Origin of the sequence: Flavobacterium chryseum, assembly GCF_004362015.1 — a bacterium.
GTDB lineage: Bacteria > Bacteroidota > Bacteroidia > Flavobacteriales > Flavobacteriaceae > Flavobacterium.
Genome location: NZ_SNWW01000001.1, coordinates 200,356 through 224,266 on the forward strand (window position 1 = coordinate 200,356; position 23,911 = coordinate 224,266).

General features: G+C 34.0%; 23 protein-coding genes and 2 tRNA genes. 13 read left to right on the plus strand and 12 right to left on the minus strand.

From position 1 onward, the window contains the following. The first annotated feature begins 76 nt into the window (after positions 1–76). The 6 genes from EV143_RS00790 to EV143_RS00815 all read left to right on the plus strand — a co-directional run bounded on the left by EV143_RS00790 (position 77) and on the right by EV143_RS00815 (position 4,238). Positions 77–1,288, plus strand: a complete 1,212-nt coding sequence (locus tag EV143_RS00790) for an aminotransferase class V-fold PLP-dependent enzyme (protein WP_133506044.1) — start codon at positions 77–79, stop codon at positions 1,286–1,288. 12 nt (positions 1,289–1,300) lie between these two features. Continuing rightward, positions 1,301–1,726 (plus strand): hypothetical protein, encoded by a 426-nt coding sequence (locus EV143_RS00795; RefSeq protein ID WP_133506046.1) that lies wholly within the window; start codon positions 1,301–1,303, stop codon positions 1,724–1,726. Positions 1,727–1,728: 2 nt separating this feature from the next. Then, positions 1,729–2,154, plus strand: a complete 426-nt coding sequence (locus EV143_RS00800; protein ID WP_133506048.1) for a SufE family protein — start codon at positions 1,729–1,731, stop codon at positions 2,152–2,154. Positions 2,155–2,290: 136 nt separating this feature from the next. Beyond that, positions 2,291–2,617: an SUF system Fe-S cluster assembly protein gene (locus EV143_RS00805; protein ID WP_133506050.1), complete on the plus strand. Its 327-nt coding sequence runs from the start codon at positions 2,291–2,293 to the stop codon at positions 2,615–2,617. An 81-nt stretch (positions 2,618–2,698) separates the two neighbouring features. Continuing rightward, the gene (locus EV143_RS00810) at positions 2,699–3,208 is read left to right on the plus strand and encodes a DUF2480 family protein (protein WP_133506052.1); all 510 of its coding nucleotides are present in this window, start codon (positions 2,699–2,701) and stop codon (positions 3,206–3,208) included. A 79-nt stretch (positions 3,209–3,287) separates the two neighbouring features. Beyond that, positions 3,288–4,238, plus strand: a complete 951-nt coding sequence (locus EV143_RS00815) for a DUF3078 domain-containing protein (RefSeq protein ID WP_133506054.1) — start codon at positions 3,288–3,290, stop codon at positions 4,236–4,238. 163 nt (positions 4,239–4,401) lie between these two features. Here the strand turns inward: EV143_RS00815 and hflX are convergent, their stop codons facing one another. The 8 genes from hflX to EV143_RS00850 all read right to left on the minus strand — a co-directional run bounded on the left by hflX (position 4,402) and on the right by EV143_RS00850 (position 15,009). Next, positions 4,402–5,649 (minus strand): GTPase HflX, encoded by a 1,248-nt coding sequence (gene hflX / locus EV143_RS00820; RefSeq protein ID WP_133506056.1) that lies wholly within the window; start codon positions 5,647–5,649, stop codon positions 4,402–4,404. Positions 5,650–5,838: 189 nt separating this feature from the next. Continuing rightward, on the minus strand, positions 5,839–6,699 hold the full coding sequence (locus EV143_RS00825; protein ID WP_133506058.1) for a hypothetical protein: 861 nt from the start codon (positions 6,697–6,699) through the stop codon (positions 5,839–5,841). A gap of 135 nt (positions 6,700–6,834) precedes the next feature. Beyond that, the gene (locus EV143_RS00830) at positions 6,835–8,184 is read right to left on the minus strand and encodes a DUF5689 domain-containing protein (protein ID WP_133506060.1); all 1,350 of its coding nucleotides are present in this window, start codon (positions 8,182–8,184) and stop codon (positions 6,835–6,837) included. Positions 8,185–8,203: 19 nt separating this feature from the next. Continuing rightward, positions 8,204–9,985, minus strand: coding sequence for a TonB-dependent receptor (locus EV143_RS21935; RefSeq protein ID WP_317128057.1), 1,782 nt, complete (start codon positions 9,983–9,985; stop codon positions 8,204–8,206). A 95-nt stretch (positions 9,986–10,080) separates the two neighbouring features. Next, complete coding sequence (locus EV143_RS21940; protein WP_317128058.1) at positions 10,081–11,034, minus strand: carboxypeptidase-like regulatory domain-containing protein; 954 nt, start codon at positions 11,032–11,034, stop codon at positions 10,081–10,083. 224 nt (positions 11,035–11,258) lie between these two features. Next, positions 11,259–12,479, minus strand: a complete 1,221-nt coding sequence (locus EV143_RS00840; protein ID WP_133506062.1) for an MFS transporter — start codon at positions 12,477–12,479, stop codon at positions 11,259–11,261. 303 nt (positions 12,480–12,782) lie between these two features. Next, on the minus strand, positions 12,783–13,823 hold the full coding sequence (locus tag EV143_RS00845; protein WP_133506064.1) for a Gfo/Idh/MocA family oxidoreductase: 1,041 nt from the start codon (positions 13,821–13,823) through the stop codon (positions 12,783–12,785). A 115-nt stretch (positions 13,824–13,938) separates the two neighbouring features. Beyond that, positions 13,939–15,009 (minus strand): NADH:flavin oxidoreductase/NADH oxidase, encoded by a 1,071-nt coding sequence (locus EV143_RS00850; RefSeq protein WP_133506066.1) that lies wholly within the window; start codon positions 15,007–15,009, stop codon positions 13,939–13,941. Between the two features lie 199 nt (positions 15,010–15,208). Here EV143_RS00850 and rseP point away from each other — a divergent pair, with 199 nt between their 5' ends. From rseP to EV143_RS00865, 3 genes are all read left to right on the plus strand, one after another. After that, positions 15,209–16,552, plus strand: a complete 1,344-nt coding sequence (gene rseP, locus EV143_RS00855) for an RIP metalloprotease RseP (RefSeq protein WP_133506068.1) — start codon at positions 15,209–15,211, stop codon at positions 16,550–16,552. 83 nt (positions 16,553–16,635) lie between these two features. Further along, positions 16,636–16,709, plus strand: a tRNA-Asn gene (locus EV143_RS00860). Between the two features lie 38 nt (positions 16,710–16,747). Further along, positions 16,748–16,821: transfer RNA gene (locus tag EV143_RS00865), tRNA-Asn, on the plus strand. Positions 16,822–16,960: 139 nt separating this feature from the next. On the opposite strand, the gene EV143_RS00870 is transcribed toward EV143_RS00865, so the two are convergent. The 3 genes from EV143_RS00870 to EV143_RS00880 are packed head-to-tail and all read right to left on the minus strand — an operon-like array spanning position 16,961 to position 19,286. Then, on the minus strand, positions 16,961–18,259 hold the full coding sequence (locus EV143_RS00870) for a HesA/MoeB/ThiF family protein (RefSeq protein WP_208111245.1): 1,299 nt from the start codon (positions 18,257–18,259) through the stop codon (positions 16,961–16,963). Beyond that, on the minus strand, positions 18,256–18,594 hold the full coding sequence (locus EV143_RS00875) for a hypothetical protein (protein WP_133506070.1): 339 nt from the start codon (positions 18,592–18,594) through the stop codon (positions 18,256–18,258). Before EV143_RS00875 ends, EV143_RS00870 begins: the two co-directional genes overlap by 4 nt. 11 nt (positions 18,595–18,605) lie before the next feature. Continuing rightward, positions 18,606–19,286 (minus strand): multiubiquitin domain-containing protein, encoded by a 681-nt coding sequence (locus EV143_RS00880; protein ID WP_133506071.1) that lies wholly within the window; start codon positions 19,284–19,286, stop codon positions 18,606–18,608. A 460-nt stretch (positions 19,287–19,746) separates the two neighbouring features. Between EV143_RS00880 and EV143_RS00885 the strand changes: the two genes are divergently transcribed. Continuing rightward, entirely contained in the window at positions 19,747–20,094 is a 348-nt protein-coding gene (locus EV143_RS00885) for a helix-turn-helix domain-containing protein (RefSeq protein ID WP_133506073.1), read from the plus strand. Positions 20,095–20,096: 2 nt separating this feature from the next. Further along, positions 20,097–20,627 carry an ImmA/IrrE family metallo-endopeptidase gene (locus tag EV143_RS00890; protein ID WP_133506074.1) on the plus strand — a complete coding sequence of 177 codons (531 nt, stop codon included), beginning with the start codon at positions 20,097–20,099 and terminating at the stop codon, positions 20,625–20,627. Positions 20,628–20,692: 65 nt separating this feature from the next. On the opposite strand, the gene EV143_RS00895 is transcribed toward EV143_RS00890, so the two are convergent. Continuing rightward, positions 20,693–21,889 carry a C1 family peptidase gene (locus EV143_RS00895; protein WP_133506077.1) on the minus strand — a complete coding sequence of 399 codons (1,197 nt, stop codon included), beginning with the start codon at positions 21,887–21,889 and terminating at the stop codon, positions 20,693–20,695. Positions 21,890–22,132: 243 nt separating this feature from the next. Here EV143_RS00895 and EV143_RS00900 point away from each other — a divergent pair, with 243 nt between their 5' ends. Both EV143_RS00900 and EV143_RS00905 read left to right on the plus strand, forming a co-directional pair. Then, the gene (locus EV143_RS00900) at positions 22,133–22,930 is read left to right on the plus strand and encodes a helix-turn-helix transcriptional regulator (protein WP_133506078.1); all 798 of its coding nucleotides are present in this window, start codon (positions 22,133–22,135) and stop codon (positions 22,928–22,930) included. 78 nt (positions 22,931–23,008) lie between these two features. Continuing rightward, entirely contained in the window at positions 23,009–23,902 is an 894-nt protein-coding gene (locus EV143_RS00905; protein WP_133506080.1) for a CPBP family intramembrane glutamic endopeptidase, read from the plus strand. Positions 23,903–23,911 lie beyond the last annotated feature (9 nt).

Consider the following 23,911-nt stretch of genomic DNA (forward strand, 5'->3'; position numbering starts at 1 on the left):
AAAGGAAATTATAGTTTTCATGGATAAACCAATTTTGTTTTAGTACTTTTGTAAATAGAATTTTTCTAAATAAGACATGTTAGATATCCAAAAAATAAGAGCCGATTTTCCAATTCTTTCACAAAAAGTAAACGGAAAACCTTTAGTATATTTCGATAATGGAGCCACTTCGCAAAAACCACAAATTGTGATTGATGCCGAAGTAAAATACTATCAGGAAATAAATGCAAACATTCACCGTGGCGTTCATTCTTTAAGCCAATTAGCTACTGATGCTTACGAGATTTCAAGAGTAAAAATTCAACATCATATCAATGCTAAATTCTCTCACGAAGTACTTTTTACTTCTGGAACAACGCACGGAATTAACTTAGTGAGCAACGGTTTTGCTTCTATTTTAAAACCGGGTGATGAAATTATTGTTTCCTCTTTAGAACATCACAGTAATATTGTGCCTTGGCAAATGTTATGCGAAAAAACGGGAGCAGTTTTAAAAGTTATTCCGATAGACGAAAACGGAGAATTAATTATCGAAGCTTTTGATGCTTTACTTTCAGAAAAAACAAAAATTGTTACTGTAAATCATATTTCGAATGCGCTCGGAATTATTAATCCGATCAAATATATTATTGATAAAGCGCACGCTGTTGGAGCTGCAGTTTTAATAGACGGCGCTCAGGCAGTTCCGCATTTAAAACCTGATGTTCAGGATTTAGATTGCGATTTTTATGCTTTTTCAGGACATAAAATGTGCGGTCCAACCGGAACTGGAATTTTGTATGGAAAAGAAGAATGGCTGAATAAATTACCTCCTTATCAGGGTGGTGGAGAAATGATCAAAGAAGTTACTTTTGAGAAAACAACTTATGCTGATCTTCCTCATAAATTTGAAGCCGGAACTCCAAATATCGCCGGCGGAATTGTTCTTGGAACTGCTGTCGATTATTTAAATACTATTGGTTTTCACAACATTCAGAAATACGAAGAACAACTATTAGAACACGCAACAAAACGTTTATTAGAAATTGAAGGCTTAAAAATTTACGGAACCGGAAAAAAAGCATCTGTAGTTTCCTTTAATATTGACGGAATCCATCCTTATGATGTAGGTTCGATTATCGATAAATTAGGAATTGCAGTTCGTACAGGCCATCATTGTGCGCAACCTATTATGAACTTTTTCTGTATTCCGGGAACCATTCGCGCTTCCTTTTCATTTTACAACACCAAAGAAGAAATCGACGTAATGGTCGAAGCCGTTAAAAAGGCACAAATCATGTTAAGCTAAAAAAAACACTTTATGAGAATATTATCTTTATTACTATTAGTTATTTGTATCGGAACAGGTTGTTCAAGCCAAAAAAAAGCAGATATGACTTCAACTCAAATTGAATATTCAGCGCTTTCAAGAGGATATTATAAAAAAATTGTGGTTCAAAATCAAACTGTTTCGGTGACAAACGGAAGAGATCAACAGCCTGTTGAAACTAAAATAGATTCGGCAAAATGGAACCAGATTGTAGCTGAATTTGAAAAAGTAAATTTAGACGGAATTGCAACCTTAAAAGCTCCAACTGAAAAACGCACTTACGATGGTGCTGCAATTGGAAATTTAAAGATAACTCAAAATCAAAAAACATACGAGACAACAGGATTCGACAATGGTTTTCCTCCAAAGGAAATCGAAAAATTGGTGAATTTGTTGGTTGATTTTACGAAAGAATAATTATGACAATAAAAGAAATTCAAAACGAAATAATTGATGAATTTTCTATGTTTGATGATTGGATGCAACGCTACGAATATATCATCGAATTGGGGAAAAGTCTTCCGTTAATTCAGGAAGAATATAAAACAGAAGAGAATTTAATCAAAGGCTGCCAGTCTAAAGTTTGGCTTCAGGGAGAGCAAAACGATGACAAAATTGTTTTTACTGCAGATAGTGATGCAATTTTAACCAAAGGAATTATCGCCATTTTGATTCGTACTTTCTCTAATCAAAAAGCAGAAGATATTATAAACGCTGATACTCAATTTATAGACGAAATTGGCTTAAAAGAACATTTGTCAGCAACACGTGCCAACGGCTTGGTTTCGATGATTAAAAACATCAAAATGTATGCTTTGGCTTTTGATGCAAAAAATAAGAATTAAAAAAATTAAACCATTAAGATATTAAGTTTCATAAAGGTTAAGCTAATTTCTCTTAATAATAAGAAAATTAAGCGTACTGTTTAATACAGAAGAAAACTTAATTCCTTAATATCTTTATGGTAAAAACAAAAATAAAATGGAAGAAACAATTATAGACACAAACGAATTAGGAGAATCAATCGTAAAGGTTTTAAAAAGCATTTACGATCCTGAGATTCCTGTAGATATTTATGAGTTAGGATTAATTTACGACGTAATGGTTAACACAGATTACGAAGTAAAAATCTTAATGACGCTTACATCGCCAAACTGCCCGGTTGCGGAGAGTTTACCACGAGAAGTAGAAGAAAAAGTGAAGAAAATAGACAACATTAAAGATGTTGATGTAGAAATTACTTTTGATCCGCCATGGAGTAAAGATTTAATGAGCGAAGAAGCAAAATTAGAATTAGGAATGCTTTAAAACAGTCATAAAGTTAAAAGTCATAAAGTCCCAAAGTAAAGACTTTATGACATTCGACTTTAAGACTTTAAGACTTCATTTATGGAAGAAATCATCAATAAAGTTGCCAACAGCGCTTTAGAAGTTTTTGATCTTGAAGATTATTATCCAAAAGGAATGCGAGTGCAGTTAGACATTTCGCAATGGCTTTTGGAAGGATTTCTGTTAAAAGAAAAAGACTTTAGAGAACACTTAAAAAATCACGATTGGTCACAATATCAAGATCAATATGTGGCAATAAATTGCAGTACAGACGCTATTGTTCCTGCTTGGGCATCTATTTTAGTAGCTGTTCAACTGGCTCCTTTTGCAAAAAAAATAGTGAACGGAACTATGGAAGATTTAGACGGAAGTTTATACGAAGAAATCTTATGTAAGATTGATTATTCAGCATACAAAAACAAACCCGTTATTGTAAAAGGCTGCTCGAGAAAACCGGTTCCAATGCGCGCTTACATTTTGGCAACAACTTACTTACAGCCATTTGCCAGAAGTATTATGTATGGCGAAGCTTGTTCAGCAGTTCCTTTATATAAAGAAACTAAGAAATAACTCTCTTTTTAAAGCCAATAAATCCAAACCTTTTAACGGTTTTTAGTATATTTGTTAACATACACTTAAACTAAATCCCATGAAAAAGATAACGTTATTACTTTTTATACTCACTAACTTTACTTTTGTTCAGGCTCAGAATACCGAAAAAGAATTAATTCAAAATACTGAAAAAGCGGTTAAAATAATAAACGATACGATTGAAGGCGAAGGCTGGAAAGCAAAAGGAACAGTTTCTCTTTTACTAAATCAATCAAGCTTTAATAACTGGATTGCAGGAGGTGAAGACAGCTTTTCAGGAACATTGGGAATCAATTACGACTTCAACTACAAAAAAGACGATATCACCTGGGATAACAAAGTTTTAGCTTACTACGGACTTTTACAAACTAAAAATGCTGACTTTGGAAAAAAGACAGATGACCGTCTTGAATTTAATTCAATAGTAGGAAAAAGAGCTTTTGGCCAATGGTATTATTCTTATTTCTTAAATTTCAGAACGCAATTTTCAACAGGTTATATTTATGGTCAGGATGAAAACGGAAAAGAAATCAGAACTGAAAACACCAAATTCATGTCTCCTGGATATCTTACAACAGGTCCCGGTATTTATTGGACAAAAGATGATAATCTTAAAATAAATTTCGCTCCTTTAACTTCAAAATTCACTTTTGTAGATAGTGCCTATACTAGCGGAATCGATCGAAGAACAGGTTTACCTTATGTTGATGGCGATTATTTTGGTGTTGATGCCAACAAAAGCATACGTTACGAACTGGGTTTCTATACGTCTGTTTATTATAAATTGGCCATAATGACAAATGTTATAGCTGAGAACACATTAAACTTATATTCGAATTATCTGGAAGATCCACAAAATGTCGATATCAATTATTCTTTGAACATTGTCATGAAGGTAAACAAATATTTATCGGCCAATTTATCGTTTCAGGCAATTTACGACGACAATGCTTTTAAAGGTTTACAAACCAGAGAAGTTTTTGGTTTAGGAATCAATTTTGGATTTTAAATTGAAACTGGAACCCTTTTATATTTTACCGCAGAGAGCTAAGACATTTATAAATTAGGTATTAAAACACAAAGTTCGCAAAGCTATATAAATTTAGCTTTGCGAACTTTGTGTTTTTTAAGATAGTATAATATAATCTTAGCGCTCTTTGCGGTAAATTAATTTATTCCTGATCTTCCTGATCGTCTTCTTCTTTCTCGATTGCATCTTTATAATCCGGATACAAAAATTTATTATATGGGAATCTGGTAATGTGAATTTGCCTTACAGCTTCATAAACTCTTTCTCTAAATTCCTCAAAATTCTCTTTATTGGTTGCTGAAATAAACAAGGCATTATCTTCGCCTAAACGGTGCATCCAAGTGCTTTTCCACTCTTCAAGCGTATAATGTCTTGGTGTTTTTTCGGTCATTAAATCATCTTCATCAATCGTAAGATGTTTGTAGGCATCAATTTTATTAAAAACCATAATAACAGGTTTTTCATGTGCCTTAATATCCTGCAACGTTTGGTTTACAGATGCAATATGATCTTCAAAATCAGGATGCGAAATATCAACAATATGCAATAACAAATCGGCTTCACGAACCTCATCAAGTGTACTTTTAAAAGAATCTACCAATTGTGTTGGCAATTTTCTAATAAAACCTACAGTATCAGAAAGTAAAAATGGCAGGTTTTTAATTACCACTTTCCGAACCGTTGTATCTAAAGTTGCGAATAATTTATTCTCAACAAAAACATCACTTTTACCAACAGCATTCATCAAAGTCGATTTTCCAACATTGGTATAACCAACCAGCGCCACACGAACCATTGCACCGCGATTGCCGCGTTGAACGCCCATTTGTTTATCGATTGTTTTGATTTTGTCCTTCAACAACGAAATTCTGTCACGAACAATACGTCTATCGGTTTCGATCTCTGTTTCACCAGGACCACGCATACCAATACCACCTTTTTGACGCTCAAGGTGCGTCCATAAGCCGGAAAGTCTTGGCAATAAATAAATACATTGCGCCAATTCGACCTGAGTTCTTGCATAAGAACTCTCGGCTCTTTGTGCAAAAATATCCAGAATTAAATTCGTTCTGTCTAAGATTTTACAATCTATAATTTTAGAGATATTTTTTTGTTGTGATGGTGATAATTCATCATCGAAAATTAAAGTCGATATGTCGTTTTCTTTTACAAAAAGATTGATTTCATCTATTTTTCCCGTACCAACAAAAGTTTTCGGATTCGGGCGTTCCATTTTTTGCGTAAAACGTTTAACAACTTCACCACCGGCGGTGAAAGTTAAAAACTCTAATTCGTCAAGATATTCGTTTAGTTTTTCTTCACTTTGATTTTGAGTTACAATACCAACTACGGCTGTCTTTTCAAAATTTATAACTTCTTTTTCTAACATAGCTTTGAATAAGGTGCAAATTTAATGATTTGTAAGACACTAAGCCTTATAGAATTCTGTTTTTAAGTTCTATTTATGAATTTGCTTATTATTGAAAAGAATAAACCATTTAGAAATTAAGTCTATTAAGCGTTTATTCTTAATGAAACTTGATTTTTAAATGGCTTAAAAAATTAACTTAAACTGATATTACTCGTAAATAAAAGTCTTTTCTGTTTTTACGATTCCGTTTTCTTCAAGTTGAGAACAAGAGATCGGATAGTTAAGTTTATTGTATTTGTATTTTTTACTGATTCCAACTAAAACTGTAGATGAAGGGCTGAAATTTGTTTCGTTATTATACGAAATAGATTCAAAAGCAAATTCGTCTTCATGGTATGAAATCATCGGTACAATTATTTTATAATTATCACCAAAAAGGTTCTGAACAATTAACTGATCTACCGATTTTTTATCATCAAAAGTAAATGTTTTAGATATTTTATCACCAACAAGTCCTCTGTGTCTTACTACGTTATCATTTGTATAAGAGTATTCAATCTTACCAATGATCGCTTTATTTCTATCACGAGATGTACGTCTTACGATGATACCATTCTCTACTATATACTCAATATCTTCAACAATATTTTGGTGATTGGTACTTTTTTTAGTGATCACTTTTATTCTTGCACCTTCATATGTAAAAGTTACTGTTTTAGTGATATAGTCACTACCTTCCTGATATTTTTTTACCAATTTTGTAATGTTGTTATCTGCATTGTAAGTGTAGTTTACCACTTCTTTCCAGTCACTTCCAACTTTGTCTTTAACGGTCATGTCTAATAAACCGTTTGGGTTATAAAAGAAATGCTGTACAACATCTGAAGTTGTTATTGTTTGAATTTTTCCATCTTTAAAAACGACGGTTTTGTTTACAATTTCACCGTCTTTAAAATTCTGGTAATTTGTTTTTACAATATTAATCTGTTTTAATTGAACTGGTTTATCCTGACTTTGCATTAAGCATGGAAAAACCATCATCATGATGGCAATAAAATAGGTTTTCATAATTTTTATATCGATTTGGGATGACCAAAATACAAAATTCAATCAAACTTTAACAGTTTGTAATTTAAAATTTACACACTATTAAATTATCATCTAAAAATCAGCACTTTAATTCCGACTTTAAAAAACTACAGCCTACTTTTCTCCAAAAATCTTAACATCATCAACCATAAAAGCGCCATTTAACGTTTTATCCTTCCCGGAACCGATGTACTTAAATGCAATATTAATATTTCCGGAATAAGCAGATAAATCTATCCCGCCTGAACTTATAAATTCGCGTGTTGGCGTTGTCAACGACGGGAATTTAGCCTGTAATTTTGTCCATTTTGCTTTAGTGATACTTGATCCGTCAAAATTTGTAGAAATATATACTTCTAAAGAATTTAAGGGTGAATCAAGTTTCAAATCATGTTGTGCACTTCTAAAAGACAATATCGCATTTTTATAACCCGTCAAATTAATTTTAGGCGTTACGAGCCATGCAACATTTTCTGCAGCGGTTGTGCTTGTGGTATTAAATTCAGCATATCCGTTGCCGGAATAAACCATACTTTTCCATAACTTAGATGCTTTCTCAACAATGTTGCTCCAACCTAATAAGGTAAAGTTCACATTGTTTTTTACGGATTGAAAATCTTCAGCAAAAAAAGGAACATTTCTTTTTCCGTTCATGACAATATCTTTTTCACATCTCACCATTAACTGATAATCTGATCCAAATTTTGTTACTATTCCCCGAACTTTTCCGCTTCCTTCGGGTACATCGCTTGTGGCAAATTTGGCATAACCGCTTGTCCTGAAAATAATCTGATTGCCGGTTTTGTCACGCAAATTCCAATTGGTTGAACCTCCAACATTATTGGTTTCTTCAAAATAATGACGCCCAATTGCTGCTTCTGTAAATTCAACATCATTCAGTTCTATTAAAGTATTCAGGATATTGTCATTCAACGCTTCTTCAATCGAAAGTGATTTAACCAATTGATTTTCATTAATTATTGTACATGACGGATTCAATACACTTTTATATTCATTTTGTGAGATTCGTCCAATTGTTGGATCGCCAGCATTGCTCACATACAAACTTCCAATTCGTAATCCGCCATAATATAAATCTGTAAATTGATTTTTTAATTTCACATATACTTTATTTCCCAGACGAAAATCTATATAGGTATTTGAGGCATCGACAGGAACACTAAAGCCCGTTGCCGGAATGCCATTTTGTGCCAACGTTTGAAATGAAATACTTTTAAAAAAATTTCCACCTTCATCACTCGAAACTACATACGCCTCAACAATATCATCATAAACATATTGTTTGGCAACATTGCCGGAAAGTTCATGAACTTTTTCTACCGTTTTATTTACTTTTAAATCAGGCTGTGTACATTCTAATTTAGGAACCTGGATTTCTTCATTACAACTAAAAAAGAGTAATAAAGAAAATGCAAAAAGTGAAGTGATAAATTTATTTGTCATAACAATTTGTGTTTTAATTTTATAAACCAATGGTAAGATTTACGAAATAAGTTCTTCCGTAACCGTAATAATATTTGGGTCCAAATGATGGAGTTCCGCTTGAAACATCCTGATTAAGTGCTCTAAAATTAGCATTTCGGGCCTGCTCAAAACCTCCGGTTTTATAAGTGGTATTCAAAACATTATTTAAACTCATAAAAAGTCCAACATATTTGCGATAAACGCGCCAGGATTTACCTCCTGAAATATTTAGCAATGCTACGGAATCGAATTTTTCCTGCTTTAGCAACTCATTTCCACGCTCGCTTGTAGCTTCAGGAAAAGGAAAATTGTTGGCCGGATTAATATAAAACTGTGCCGTTCTGGCAATAGGAGAGACGTCAATATAATTTTCGGTTAAATAATTAATATTGGCACCAATCCACCAAAATTTAGGATCTCTGTATTCTAAACCTAACGAAAAAGCCTGTTGCGGCATGCCGGCTTGTTTGTAATTTTTAAGATAGGCTTTGCCAAAATCAAAAGTTGCCTTTGCGTTTTCTTTTGCTGCATTTGCATCATTTGTTATCGAAACATCCGGATTGCTATCGTATGTATAATTTCCGTAAGCAGCAGACAAAGTTGTTTTTAATGTTGCTGAAATTTGATATTCAAAACTCAATTCAGCGCCAATATTTTTCTTGTTTAAATGTGTCAGTGTCTGACTCACAAACGCATCTGTAGCATCATAACCTGCGCCGTTGTCAAAAATTCCTTCGGCATAGAAAAAAGAAGTTTTTGTGGTATTTTTAATTAAGGTATAATAAGCGGTTAATCGCAATTTAAGTTTGGGTGAATGATAGACATAATTACCTTCGGCACTTGAAATATTTTCACTTTCGAGTCCGTCAACAATTGAATTGTTTAATCTTGAATTTGAAAATGTATTTCGAAGAGAAGGTGCTCTTGTTAAATGTGCTGCATTAAAAAAGAGGGATTGTTTTCCTGAAATTTTACAGGTGAATCCGCCTTTAAAACCAAAATTTTCGAAATTTGCTTTATCGCTTTTGCCGAGAGAATTTGTGGCATAAATTCCGTTTTGATATAATCCGTCTCTTTGATAATCTGCTGCGGAATAAGATTGCGCCAAATAAAAATCTACTTTATTATAAGAGAATCTGAATTGTGTAAAAACATCGATTGTGTTGGCGAGCAAATTATAATTATAACCATAAGTATCGCCTTTTTTGACTTGTCGGTTTGGATTTTGTAAATCTGATTGTGATTGATCTCCTTTGTAAAAAGTATCAATATCCAGAAAATATAAACCGCCCAGTAGATCTAAAAGATTTTGAAAATTATGCGATTTTAGGTTTGTATATGTAATTCCTCCGTCAAAAAAGATGTTCGGTGCAACCTGCGAATTTAAGTTTGAGTTGGCCGAAAATGTTTTATCATCGGTTCGGTCTTCATAAACAACATAATGGCTTTGCAAAGGTTCATAATGCGTCGTTCCATCAGGATTTGTTATTTGTTTTTGATTGGTTTGATACATCGCTGCCCAATCAATTTGGGAATTTTCAAGAAACAGGGCTTTACTTTTTGCTGCATTTTCATAATCCGGTGTAAAGTCTCCTGAAAATTCTCCCTTATCTTTTGCATAAAGTGAGCTGAAATAACTCGGCATTTTGCGATAATAAACAGGATCCGGACTATTTGCATTTTGATAATCTATATTGCTGTTTCCAACTTTTCCGAACTGGTACATAACGCCGGAATTAAGATTGGTTGTTTCATTAATTTTAAAATAATGATTCAACATCAATAAAGGTTCTTCAACCGTTTTTACTCTCGCATTTCGTTTTTCTCCATTTTGAAAACCCCAATACGAATTGTATCTTTCGTTAGTTAATTGTGTTACTTCATTTGTGTTGGCTGAATTTTCCCACGGGAATTGGGCGTGTAAAATCCTGTAAAATTGAGTGAATTTCTGTTGTTTAATTTCTTTTCTACACTAATAAAAAAAGAGTCCGCATTAAAATTTGTTCCTTCAAAATAACCTTCATCTGACCATCGTTTTCCTGCAGAAATAGCATACGCCCAACCCGAATTATCCATTCCGGAAGCGTATGTACCAATAGCGCGCCAATTGTATGTTGTGTTACTTCCTGAAAAAGTTAGCTGTACGCCTTTTCTGTACATCGAAGCTCTGGTAAAGATTTGCTGTGTTCCTAAAACGCCTCCAAAAGTATAGTTTGAAGGTGCAGCGCCAACCGAGAATTCCTGATTCCGAAGTACATTATTCAATCCGCCCCAATTATTCCATTGCGGCCTTCCGTCATAAATTTTGTTCATGACCATGCCGTTGAGCATCATCGTTCCGTTTTCACTGTCTAAACCGCGAACTCTAAATCGCGCCTGACCCCAACTGAATGCAGCGGCTTGCATAAAAGCATCTTTGGAAGATTGCAAAAGACCGGAAGTCATTTCAGACGAACTATTATCATCAGATAAATCGTTGTCTAATAAAGTAATTAAAGCTGCAGGAATTTCATCTGAATAAATATCTTCTAATTGTAATATTCCGAGATATACAATTTGACCAAAATTAGAATGAATTTTCAGCATCAAATCTTTACAGCCCTGACTGTGAATCAAAAGCAATTGTTCTCCTTCTATCGGAGAATGAAATTCAAATTTGCCGCTTTTAGAGGTAAGTTTTGTTATAGAAGAATTCTGAATACTTACTACAACATTCTCAAGAGGATTTTGTGTTTTGGCATCAACAACAACTCCTCTAAAAATTGTTTCCTGCGCAAAAGCAAAACTAAAAGACCATAAAATAAAAAAGACTGCGTATTTTTTTACCATTAAAAATTCCAATTTACTTTGAAAATTATTTTCGGAAATTAATCCTTATTCAAAAGATAAAATTGGTTTTTGGAAAAGAGTCGTGTTCGTAAGACAAGCAACCCGAAGTTCAAATGTATATATAAAATCAGTATTAAAAGAAATAAATTCTTACAAATTTTAAATAGAAAAGATAAAATTTTTCATGAATTTATTTAATATGCTCAAACTGTGAACAATAAATTTTAAGCGGCTGTTCTAATTTTAGAAACCATAAAAGCAATCAGAACGCCAAAGATTCCGATAAAAGCAAAAGAGAATTGAAGTCCGAAATTTTCGGCAATATGTCCAATTACCGGCGGCCCCATTAAGAAACCGAGAAAACTAACACTCGAAACAATGGTTAAAGCTTCTCCGGGCGGAACTGTCGGGTTTTTTCCGGCCATACTATAAACGGTAGGAACAATTGTGGCAACGCCTAAACCTACGGCCATGAAAGCAATGGTACACGGAATAATATAAGGAAGAAAAACAGCGGTAAAAAGTCCGCCAGAAATCAGAACTCCGCTTATTTGCATGACACGTTCACGACCAAATTTATTGATTAATCCGTCGCCTAAAAAGCGTCCGCTGGCCATTGTAATCATAAACGAAGTATAGCCCAAAATAACTAATGCTCCCGGTGCCTTCACGATATCTTTAAAGTAAACACCGCTCCAGTCGAACATAACACCTTCGCTAGCCATACTGCAAAAACCAATTATTCCAAGCCAAAGTAAAGCACTGTCTGGTTTTACAAATAGTTTTTTCTTTTCTGATGTTTTGTGTTTCATTTTTTCTTTGGCTCTGACCAAAAATTTAAAATTAAAAACAACCATTACTATTACTATTGCACCAACAATTAGAAAATGATGTAATGGACTCAGTTTTAAAGTTAACATTCCTAAACCAACCAAAGCACCCGTAAATCCGGCAAAACTCCACATGCCGTGAAAAGATGACATGATTGTTTTTTTGAATAAAACTTCGGTATAAACGCCTTGTGTATTTACGGCAATATTGGCTAAGTTTCCGAACAAACCAAACATGAAAAGTCCTAAAGACAATTGCAAAGCGGTTGTGGCCAAACCTAAATTAGCTAAACATAAAACATACATTATTAAAGAGAAAACCAATATGCGGTGACTTCCGAATTTGGTAACCATTTTTCCTGAAAAAGGCATGATAATTAATTGCCCCATTGGAAGTGCAAAAAGTATAGAACCCAAATCGCCTTCGGTTAAATGAAGAGCGGTTTTGATATCCGGAATTCTACTTGCCCAGGTTGCAAAACTTAGACCCATTCCAAAATAAAACATTCCCACCGCAATACGAATCCGGTTTAAATAAGAAGCTTTTGCCTCTCTAAAAACTTTCTTGATTTTTCCTTTGGTTTGAAAAAGTGATAATGGATTGAAGTCTATCAAAATAAATGCATTTTAAATTGGTCTATAAAAGTACTAAAAAGCTACTTTATAGCGTACACAACTCTACCAGTTCCCGAATTTATAACGTTATTGTTTATAAATTGTTTTTTTAAGGTACTAAGGTTCTGAGAGACTAAGGGACAAAGGTTCTCTCGGGAGGTGCACTACATTATTTTTTTTGCCCACGAATTGCACTAATTTTCGCTGATTTTATTCCGTTTGAACTTAATTTTATTCGTGAAAATTAGTGCAATTCGTGGCAACCTTTTCTTTTGAAAAATACTTTTAATCTGTGATAAAATTCTATAACTCAATCGCTTTTCGTTGTGCATTACTCGCAATGGCAGCTTCAATAACCTGCATTACTTTTACACCATCCTGAGCCGTTACAGGTTCTGGTTTATCGTTTGCAATTGAATCATAAACGCCATCAAAAAACGAAAAGTAATTTCCCTGAAGCGTTGGTACTTTTTCGCGAATAATTTTTCCGCCGACTTCTGTGTGCAAAAGTCCTTTTAAATCTTCCGATTCTGATCCCCAGGATTCTAGGTTTGGTTTTTTTCCGAGTTTTAATTCGTCTTCCTGAACGTCACCGCGCGGTTTTAAGAATGATCCTTTTTTACCGTGAATGGTATATGCCGGATTTGCTTCTCTAACAAAAAAACCAGCTTTTAATCGTACTCTGAAATCTTCGTAAATTAACAATAAATCGATCCAGTCATCGACTAATGAATTTTCTCTGGTGAAACGGATATCTGCAAAAACAGATTTTGGAGAACCAAACAAACAAATGACCTGATCGATTAAATGCGGCCCTAAATCTTTTAGGATTCCGGCGCCATCGTTTACGGTTTCTTTATGCGCTTTTGGACTCAATAGCGGATTGTATCTGTCGAAATGAAATTCGGCTTCGACCAAATCTCCTAGTGTTCCTTCTTCGATTATTTTCTGAACGGTTTTAAAATCGCTGTCCCATCTTCTGTTTTGGAAAACGGCTAATTTTAATCCTTTTTCTTTGGCGATTTTAGCTAATTCTTCGGCTTCGGAAACAGTTGTGGTAAAAGCTTTTTCTACAACGGCATGTTTTCCGGCTAAAAGCACTTTTTTCGCGTATTCGTAATGCGTTCCTACAGGCGTATTTACGATTACCAAATCGACATCGTCTGCTAATAATTCGTCGATTGTAGCATAACTTTTTACGGCTGGATAATCTTCCTGAATGAGTTTTTTGCTTCTTTCCCAAGAACCTAATAATTCAAATCCTTCGTGAAGGTCTAAAAATGGAGCGTGAAAAACTTTGCCCGACATTCCGTATGATAATAATGCTGTTTTTATTTTTTGCATAGATGTTCTTTTTAATAAAGATTTTATTTTTTCACCATTAAGAGATTAAGCTGTTAAACTTAATTTTTCTTAATCTCTTAATGGTTCAAATTAAAAAACTTATGTTTTATTTTTATTAATTCTTAGCGCGTTCGTATTGTTTTGGCCATTCAATCTCGTCGTTTAATTCTTTGGCGAAATCTAAAGGCAAATTCGGGTTTCTTAGAGATTCTCTGGCGAACAAAATTAAATCGGCCTGACCTTTTTCTAAAATTTCTTCGGCTTGTTTGGCTTCTGTAATTAGACCAACTGCGCCTGTTAAAACCGAAGCTTCTTTTTTGACTTTCTCCGCAAACGGAACCTGATAACCTGGTTTTAATTCTATTTTTTGATGTGAAACTAATCCGCCGGATGAAACGTCGATTAAGTCAACTCCTTTTTCTTTTAAGATAGCTGAAAGTTTTACAGATTCTTCCGGATTCCATCCGCCTTCTGCCCAATCGGTTGCTGAAATCCTAACGATTAAAGGTAAATCCGAAGGCCATTCTGACTGAACTGCTTCTACAATTTCTAAGGTAAAACGGATTCTGTTTTCGAAACTTCCGCCGTATTCATCGGTTCTTACATTCGTTAAAGGCGATAAAAACTGGTGCAACAAATAGCCGTGTGCTCCATGAATTTCGACAACTTTATATCCGGCCTGAACGACCCTTTTTGTAGCTGTTTTAAAATCTGAAACTACTTTTTGAATTCCGTTTTTGTCTAAAGCTGTTGGAAGAAATGGTTCGTTATCATGATACGGAATAGCACTTGCCGAAACGGTTTGCCATCCGCCCTGAGCGAAATCTAATTTTTTATTGCCTTCCCACGGAATTGAAACACTTGCTTTTCGGCCGGCGTGCGCCAACTGAATTCCGGGAATGGAGTTTTGAGAAACGATAAATTCGTTGATCTGTTTTAGTTTTTCTATATGTTCGTCTTTCCAGATTCCAAGATCTGAAGGAGAAATTCTGGCTTCGGGAGAAACGGCTGTGGCTTCCTGAATAATTAATCCGGCGCCTCCACTTGCACGGCTTCCTAAATGAACCAAATGCCAGTCGTTTGCAAATCCGTCAACGGCAGAATATTGACACATGGGCGAAATAACGATCCTGTTTTTTAAGGTAATTTTTTTTATAGTAAGTGGAGAAAATAATAATGAAGCCATAAATGTAACGTTAAGTAGGTTTAAGCTACCTATTGAGTACGGTAGCGTTTAAAAAGTAAAGTTAAGGCATCTTGTTAAAAGTAAAAATCTAAATGTTTATTAATTAACAAACATTTAAAACCTTAAGTATTATCTTGCACTATCAAATTAAAATAGAAACGTTACTTTTGTGCGTTAAATTACGAACTAAAAATACAAAATGGATATAGTTATCAAACTCTCTCAATTTCTATTGAGTTTATCTTTACTTATTATTCTTCACGAATTAGGACATTTTATTCCTGCTAAATTATTTAAAACCAGAGTCGAAAAATTTTACTTGTTTTTTGATGTTAAATATTCTCTATTAAAAAAGAAAATCGGTGAAACAGAATACGGAATTGGATGGCTGCCTTTGGGTGGTTATGTAAAAATTTCCGGAATGATCGACGAAAGTATGGACAAGGAACAAATGGCTTTGCCACCTCAGCCTTGGGAATTTCGTTCGAAACCGGCATGGCAGCGTTTAATTATCATGTTGGGCGGAGTTACGGTAAACTTTATTCTGGCGTTTATTATTTATATCGGAATGGCGTTTGCTTACGGTGATACTTATGTTGCCAATTCTGATTTGAAAGACGGTGTTTATATCGAAAATCCTGCGATGATTAAAGCCGGTTTTAGAACTGGTGATAAAATTGTTTCTATTGACGGTAAAAAAGTAGAGAATTTCGACAATGATATGAACATGAATGTGATCATGTCTAAACATGTTTTAATTGAAAGAAACGGACAACAACAAACCATCAATATTCCGAATGATTTTGTTGACCAGTTATCGAAACATGAAAAAGGATTGCTTGTAGGTATCAGAATGCCTTTTGTTGTGGGTAAAGTTGCTGATGACTCAAAAAATACGGCTCTGAAACCAAAAGATTTAATTGTAAGCCTGAATGGTCAGAAAATAAAATACTTTGATGAAGCTAAAGTGATTTTTGAGGCTAATAAAGGCAAAACAATTCCTGCAGTTGTGTTGCGTGATTTAAAAGAAACTCCGGTTACTTTAAGCGTTTCTAAAGACGCTAAATTGGGTGTTGTTGTTGGAGGTTTAGATATTAAATCTTTAGACAAACTGGGATACTATAAAATAAGCACGAAAGAATACAGTTTCTTCGAATCTATTCCGGTTGGATTAGAAAAAGGGAAAGACCAATTGGTAGGTTACGGAAAACAATTGAAAATGATTTTTAACCCGGAAACAAAAGCGTACAAACAAGTAGGTGGTTTTGCGGCGATTTTTAACATTTTCCCGAATACCTGGAGCTGGGAAACGTTCTGGTCGATCACGGCTTTATTGTCGATTATGCTTGGCGTTATGAATTTATTGCCAATTCCGGCGCTTGATGGTGGTCATGTTATGTTTTTATTATACGAAATAATTAGTGGCCGTAAACCAAGTGATAAATTCTTAGAGAATGCACAAATGGTTGGTTTCGTTCTACTTATCACATTGCTTTTGTTTGCTAACGGAAACGATATCTACAAAGCAATTGTAGGCAGGTAAAAATAATTTATAAAAAGTGTGAAAATATTTTTGGGAAATTAAAAAATCAACTATATTTGCACTCGCTAAAAAGAGCAACAACTTCCTCCTTAGCTCAGTTGGTTAGAGCATCTGACTGTTAATCAGAGGGTCCTTGGTTCGAGCCCAAGAGGGGGAGCAACTTTTTTTAGCAAACATATTTACCTTTAAGGTGATTCCTTCTTAGCTCAGTTGGTTAGAGCATCTGACTGTTAATCAGAGGGTCCTTGGTTCGAGCCCAAGAGAGGGAGCTTTACAAAAAGACTATCATGAAAATGATGGTCTTTTTTTTTTGCACTTTTATAAAATATATCTTCTCAAATTAAACTAGTTTCCACATTTAATTCATATCAGATATTCCAAAATACCCATTACAAGAGTTCTAGTAATTTATATTTTTGTATAATTTGGTTTTCCAGCATTTTCAATTCGAAAATGATTACATTTTTCAGTAGCAAACTGCTTTCGTACATGATCTATAATCTTACCACTATTCCCATCATAAGAAAGATAAACGCCTTCATTACTTCTCGTCCATCCAGTTACCAAATCCACAAAAACACCAACTGCTGTTGAAGCCAAAACACCATTTGGCCAAACCACCTGCGGCCTACCTCCAGCATTTCCATATTTAGCAGCTTCTTTTGCTAACTTCTCTTCAGTCAAGAAACCATAACAACTCATACAAGGTAATCCCGGCATAGATAATATAACCTGTCCACTCATAGAATAACCATCAGTATCATACACATCCATTCCTACATCGATAAGAGGCATTAAAAAGCGCCTACATTCTGACTCCAGCTGTTGCCTCTCTGTATATGAATCTACACCGCCAAAAAGGATATCACATTTTTGTAATTCATTCGGATCCAGTTGCCATTTTTTAGCAATTAACGTCAAATTTACTTTTGGAAATATCCTTGTGATGACACGTTTTGCAATATAAATTTTAAATATCGCATTTTTGACATCACTAAAAACACCTCCAATTAATCGATTTAAATTAGTTATTTCAATTTTGTCATCATCAAAAATAGTTATGTTCTTGACTCCAATATGAGCTAATTGCTGCCCAATATGAGATCCGCCACCACCATATCCAACTATCCCTACTTTTATATTCTCAAATAAAAATTGCGAGTTTACACCTAAAAAAGATTGTCTATCAAACATTAAATCTTTGATACCGCCTTTACCCGGGTACTGTAATATAAAAGGATATCCAACTACACTAATTGACTCCATTTTTAAACTTGAATAGAATGCATTCCTACTCAAAATAAGAAATCCGTTGGTATGCTTAGTAGCAATGTTATTAAAACTATTTACAATTCCTGGCAAACTTTTTGAATCTGTAAAACTGGGTAAAGGTTTTCCAGAATGGTCATGTAAATGAACATGAAAGCATCCACAATCTTTTTCAAGCGTACCTTGCATCGCAGTTCTTATTGCATCTGAATTAATTTTTGCGCCAACTTCCTTATCGTCAATATAATCTTTATCATCAACAGGTATATAGTCTATCGCTATGATCAGTGTAACACCGTCAGACAATTTAACAGTTTTAGTAAATAAAAACCCAACTCGTTCATAAGCAAAAGGATGAGTTCGGTTCAAATCTAAAAGCATTTTTTCATGAAGCTGCTTAGGGATACGTAGCTTAATATTTTGTTTTTTATTTTTCATCTCAAAGCACTTAAATGAATCAATAACATCTCCGATAATCGCAATCCAGGATTTACCCTCCATGAAATCGCAAACCAGTTTTCTTCAAGAATTCTCACATTAACCCTGTTCCAATTACGAGATGGGCAACCAGTAATTTGCGCAGAATAAAATAAACTTGATTCGTATCCATCCTTTTGAGCTGGACATAACAAAGCATTGACAACATTTGGATTGCAGTGATCAGGCAGCTGCAAGTTGTCAATTCTTATATAGGTATAACCCCCATCCTGAGCCATACTCAGGTCTGGGGTTATACTTTTCAATTCTAAAATCTGATCTTCCGTAAAGTTCATCGATTGAAAAATTAAGATGAAGAACCATCTCTTACGTGACTAAAAAACTTTTCACTCCCTTTAATCAATACAGAAGAATTATCATCTAATGGAGTTAACTTACCATGAATTAATTGTTCAAGTTCATGAGCCATCGGAACCGAGCCTAGTTTTTTGATTTCCATCACAGTATGAATACCTTTTGAAATCTGGTATTGTTTTGTATTGATTTCAATTTGAACTAACTGTGGCTCATCCTTCTTAACGGAAAAAAAACTTTCCTTACCCTGTCTCGCTAAATCCACAATTTCATCATCAGTTATAAAATCATCTTCATAACCTTCTGGCAAATCCAAATACAAGTCTTCTTCTGGATTAATTTTGCCCAACTCTCTTACTTGAATACCTCTAATAAACTGCTTATACCATACAAATGGTTCTTTGTTAATTGTAAAATGTAGTTTTTTCTTAACAAAGAAGTATTCTTTATCGGGTCTTGCAAGATTTACAGATTTATCATTTTCTATAAGCTCATCCTTATACGGTTTTGCTATAGAAAGATACAGTTCCGTTTCCAAAGGAATCCCTTTTAATTGCTTTAATTCAATACCAGTTTTATATTGGTCGAATGTTTCAAATTTTTCCCCTTCTATGATAAATTCAAGAGGTTGCTTTAATTTTTGAGCGTCTTTAGCTCCATTTATATTTTCCATGTTATTATGGGTTTTAATTTTTTTAAATAAGAATACTGCATCGCTTATCATTTCAGCGATAATTAATTGAATTTCAATTCTTTTAAAAACTAGTAAATTGCTTATTTTAAAATTTTAAATTACACATAACAGGAAAACAAAGCTATTTAATGCTGTTGTTTCAGTAAAATTAACGCTAAAAACTTGTGTAATAATTTCGAAGAAGTTATTTTTGTGGTCTCAAGTACAAAAACACTAGAAGCTAAGCAGACTCCTGTTTTCTTCAAAATTATTCAACAAGTCAGGCTAATCCCTGACTTTTTTTATTTACATAATACCCTAATTTAATAAACTACTATACAAAGGTATTAAATAAAATGCAATTGTACAATATTACAAACATAAAAAAATGTAAAGTTTAACAAACAGTTTGTGAAACTTTACATTTTTTTTATTATATTTGCTTATAACCATCATAATAATGACAGAAGACGAACAACAACTTTTCTATATTAAATTAGGAAGCAAGATAAAGGATGAAAGACTAAAAGCAGAAATTAAACAAGAGGCTTTTGCAAGTTTTTTAAATCTTAGTCGTGCCTCTATTGTAAATATTGAAAAAGGAAGACAACGCCCTCCAATTCATTTACTATGGAGTATTGCCAAAATTTTAAACATCGAAGTAATGGAATTATTACCACAATTTAATGCTTCAGATGTTTCTCTTAGTGAATGGAAGAAAAAAATCTCTACCCAAGTAAAATCTAATAAAGAAAACACAAGTAAAATATTAGGTTTTATAGAAAAAGCAAAAATTAAACACAATTAAACATGTTAAATAAAAGAATTGAAAAGATTACAATTAATATCTTGGAAGAATTTAACATCACAAAACTACCTATCCCCTTAGAAAAAATTATAGAAAAAAAAGGTTTAAGCATCCAATTTGATGACCTAGGAGAAGGAGTTTCTGGAGTCTTATTAATTAATAAAGGAAATGGAGTTATCGGTGTAAATAGTTATGACCCTTTAGTACGTCAGCGATTTACTATTGCACATGAATACGGTCATTATGAACTTCATAGAAGCAATAAAGAACTTTTTATAGACAAAGGCTTTTCTGCTCTATATCGAAATAAAAATTCATCTACTGGAGAAATTACAATTGAGCAAGAAGCAAATGCTTTTGCAGCAGCAATACTAATGCCTGAAAGTTTAATTATCAAAGAAATACGCAAAAATAAATTTGATCTTTCAAATGATGAAACAGTAAAAAATTTAGCAAATTTATTTAATGTAAGCTCAGCAGCAATGACTTACAGAATTGGTAACCTAAACTTGTTTTTTAAATATGGTTACTAATATATTGTCCAAAAAAAGAGCATCTCAAATAAATTGAGACGCTCTTTTTTTTAAACTTAGAATCCTTAAACCCCCAACTTCTTAGCAATCTCAACAGGAATTCCACCTTTATTCACCATTAAAGCAGTCGTTTTATATTTCACAAAATTCTTAGTTACAAACAAGAAACCTTTGTAGTCGTTTGTTTCTCCCCATGAATTTTTTACGATGTAATATTCTCTTCCGGTTTGGTCTTTGGCTAAACCAATAATATGCATTCCGTGGTCGTCTGTAGTGGTGTAATTGTCAAACGCAGCCTGACGCATTTCAGGAGTAATTTCAGGTTCCGGTTTTGGTCCGTTAAACATGTCTGCTTTTTCTTCAGCCGTCATGTCGTCGAATTTTTTTGTCGGAACGTAAGCCACACCGTTTTTCCAGCTAAAGCTTTTCTCGCTTACGTCTGTTGCCCACGCTACTGTGTATCCTTTTTTCAAAGCATTGTCAATAACATCCGTCATGTCGTTTACTTTTACGTTGTAAACCTGATCAAACGACCAGTTGTCCGGTACCATCATCGTTGTTTTTTGGTAATAGGGCGCAGTTGTAAACGATGACATTTCGATATAATCGTCAGGATTAATTCCTACTACTTCTTTTGCAAACGATTGTGGCGTATAATTTTTTCCTTTGTAAGTAAAGTTTTCCGGCACTTTTCCTAAATACGAATCGATAACGGCAGTATACGCCTTTTGCCAGTTTGGTGTTAACTCTCCATTTGGGTTTTTCACTACAGCTGCTAAAACACCTTCGATAAGCGCAGCCATTTCTCCAAATTTATTTTTATCTGTTCCGTAGTTTAATCCTGTGTAAACTTCTCTCGGAACCGCTCCGTATTTTTTATACATATTCGTTACGTCATGCAGCGCGCCTCCCTCACCTAAAGTAACTGCACCATGCATACGCACGTAATTAATTCCTTTTTCTACATAAACGTTTCTGGCAGAGTAAATTTGAGACAATTCTACAGGCTGTTTTCCTAAACGAATCATTTCTGACTCTAAAAATGAGTTTGTAGCATAACTCCAGCATGTTCCCGAAGAACCTTGTGTTTTTACCGAAGTGGTTCCAAGGTTAATTTGTTCTGTGAATTTAAAGTTCTCTTTACTTTTATCACTTGCATTCAGTTTTAGCGAATTCACTAAAATGTCCTGTGCGAAACAGCCGCTGACACCCAACAAAAAAGCAGATGCAACGAAAACTGATTTCATCGTAATTTTATACATAATCAATGATTTAAATAGTTACTAATTAGTAGCCTTCATTTATTTTTGTTACAAATCAATTAAATAATAAATAAAAAAACTAACTCTTTGCCGTTAATAACTACATAATGTTTTTATTAATCTATAAAACCTTACAAACTATGCAATACTTTATTAGTATTTGTAACGAAAATTCAATCCTGATCATTGTTTGCCAAATTAGTAGTATTTTGGTTGTCTAAATGCCATGCAACAAAAGGGATAATGTTCGAACTTCAAAAAGAGAAATACTTAGGCAATACCAAAAACAGCTTTAACAATACGCAGGGAATTGCTGTTGTCGAAACGGAGTATCACGATAAGGTTTACGAGGGCTGGCATTCGCACAATAATGCGCACATTACGCTTTTTTTGAGAGGCGGAACTTCTGAGAAACGAAAAAACTTCAGCGAAGTTGTGGGTCCGGGTTCGTTACTGTTTTATCATAGCGATGAATTGCATCTCAATCACGACACGCTTTTTCCTTCTAAAAATATCAATATCGAGATCGAAGAAAACTTACTGAAAGAACTTCAGATTAGCGAAGCGATCATCGAAAAATCGATTCAGAATACAACGCTTACCAAATTTTTAATTCTGAAGATTTTTAAAGAAAGTCTGGTTGCCGATGCTTTTTCCGGCGACACGATTAATATGTTGTTTGCACAATTATCGAATACGAATGCACATTTAGAACGGTTCGAAAAAAGTCCGTTTTGGGTAAAGAGTTTAAACGAATTACTGAACGATTGCTGGAATGAAAATCCGAATTTGAAGGATCTGGCGCAGGTTTTAAATTTAAATCCGATTACGATATCGAAACATTTTCCGAAATATTTTGGCTGTACTTTAGGGGAATACATGCGCCGAATCAAAATAAACCGTTCGCTTTCGCTGATAGAATCCAACCAAAGTAATCTGACTGAAATTGGTTTTCAATGTGGTTTTGCAGATCAGAGTCATTTCATCAGAACTTTTAAAAACCAAACGGGATTTTTACCCAAACAATTTCAGAAACTTTAGCGGAAGGCAAATTTCATTCTATTTTTTGGTTTTTCAGCAACATACATTTGTTTTAAATTAAATCTTAAACCAAATCAAATGGAAGCGCTGACTACAAAACAAAAAATATTCGATTTTCCTGTAACCAAAATCATTCTTGCCTTAATTGCTTTTATGGCTTTTGTCGTTATCGGACAGCAAATTGTCGCTAAAGTATTGGCATTAACTACTCTCGACAGAGATTACAGAAATCTTATTAAAGGAATTATTGTTTCGGCTTTAGCCGTTATAAGTTATATTTTGTTCTTTAAATATTATGAAAAAAGAGCCGTAACCGAGATCTCTGCCAAAAGGCTTGCCCAAAATTTAATCTTCGGTACTTTAATTGGTGTTGTGTTGCAATCGCTGACGGTTTTGGTGATTTATTTAAATGGAAGTTTTAGCATTGTTGATGTAAATCCGGTTTCGTTTATTTTAATCCCGCTTACCATTGCTTTTACAGTTGCCATTATCGAAGAGATTTTAGTACGTGGAATTTTCTTTAGAATTATCGAAGAAAAATTGGGAAGTTATATCGCATTGCTTATTTCAGGAATTATATTTGGCGCGTTGCATTTGGCGAATCCAAACAGTACTTTACTTTCCGGATTGTGTATTACCATTGCAGGTTTTTTATTGGGTGCTGCTTTTATTTACAGCCGAAATTTGTGGTTTCCGATCGCAATACATTTTGCGTGGAATTTTATGCAGTCTGGAATTTTTGGTGCGATCACTTCCGGAAATGAAAAAACAGCGAGTTTATTGGCATCTAAAATACAAGGCCCAACATTAATCACGGGAGGCGAATTTGGTCCCGAAGGTTCTGTTCAGGCGACATTATTTTGTCTTATTGCTGCCGTTATATTATTGACTTTGAGTAAAAAAGAAAATAAAATCATTAAACCCTATTGGAAGAATAAAAAAGAAGTTTTAGCCACGAATTACAGTAATTAACATAAATCA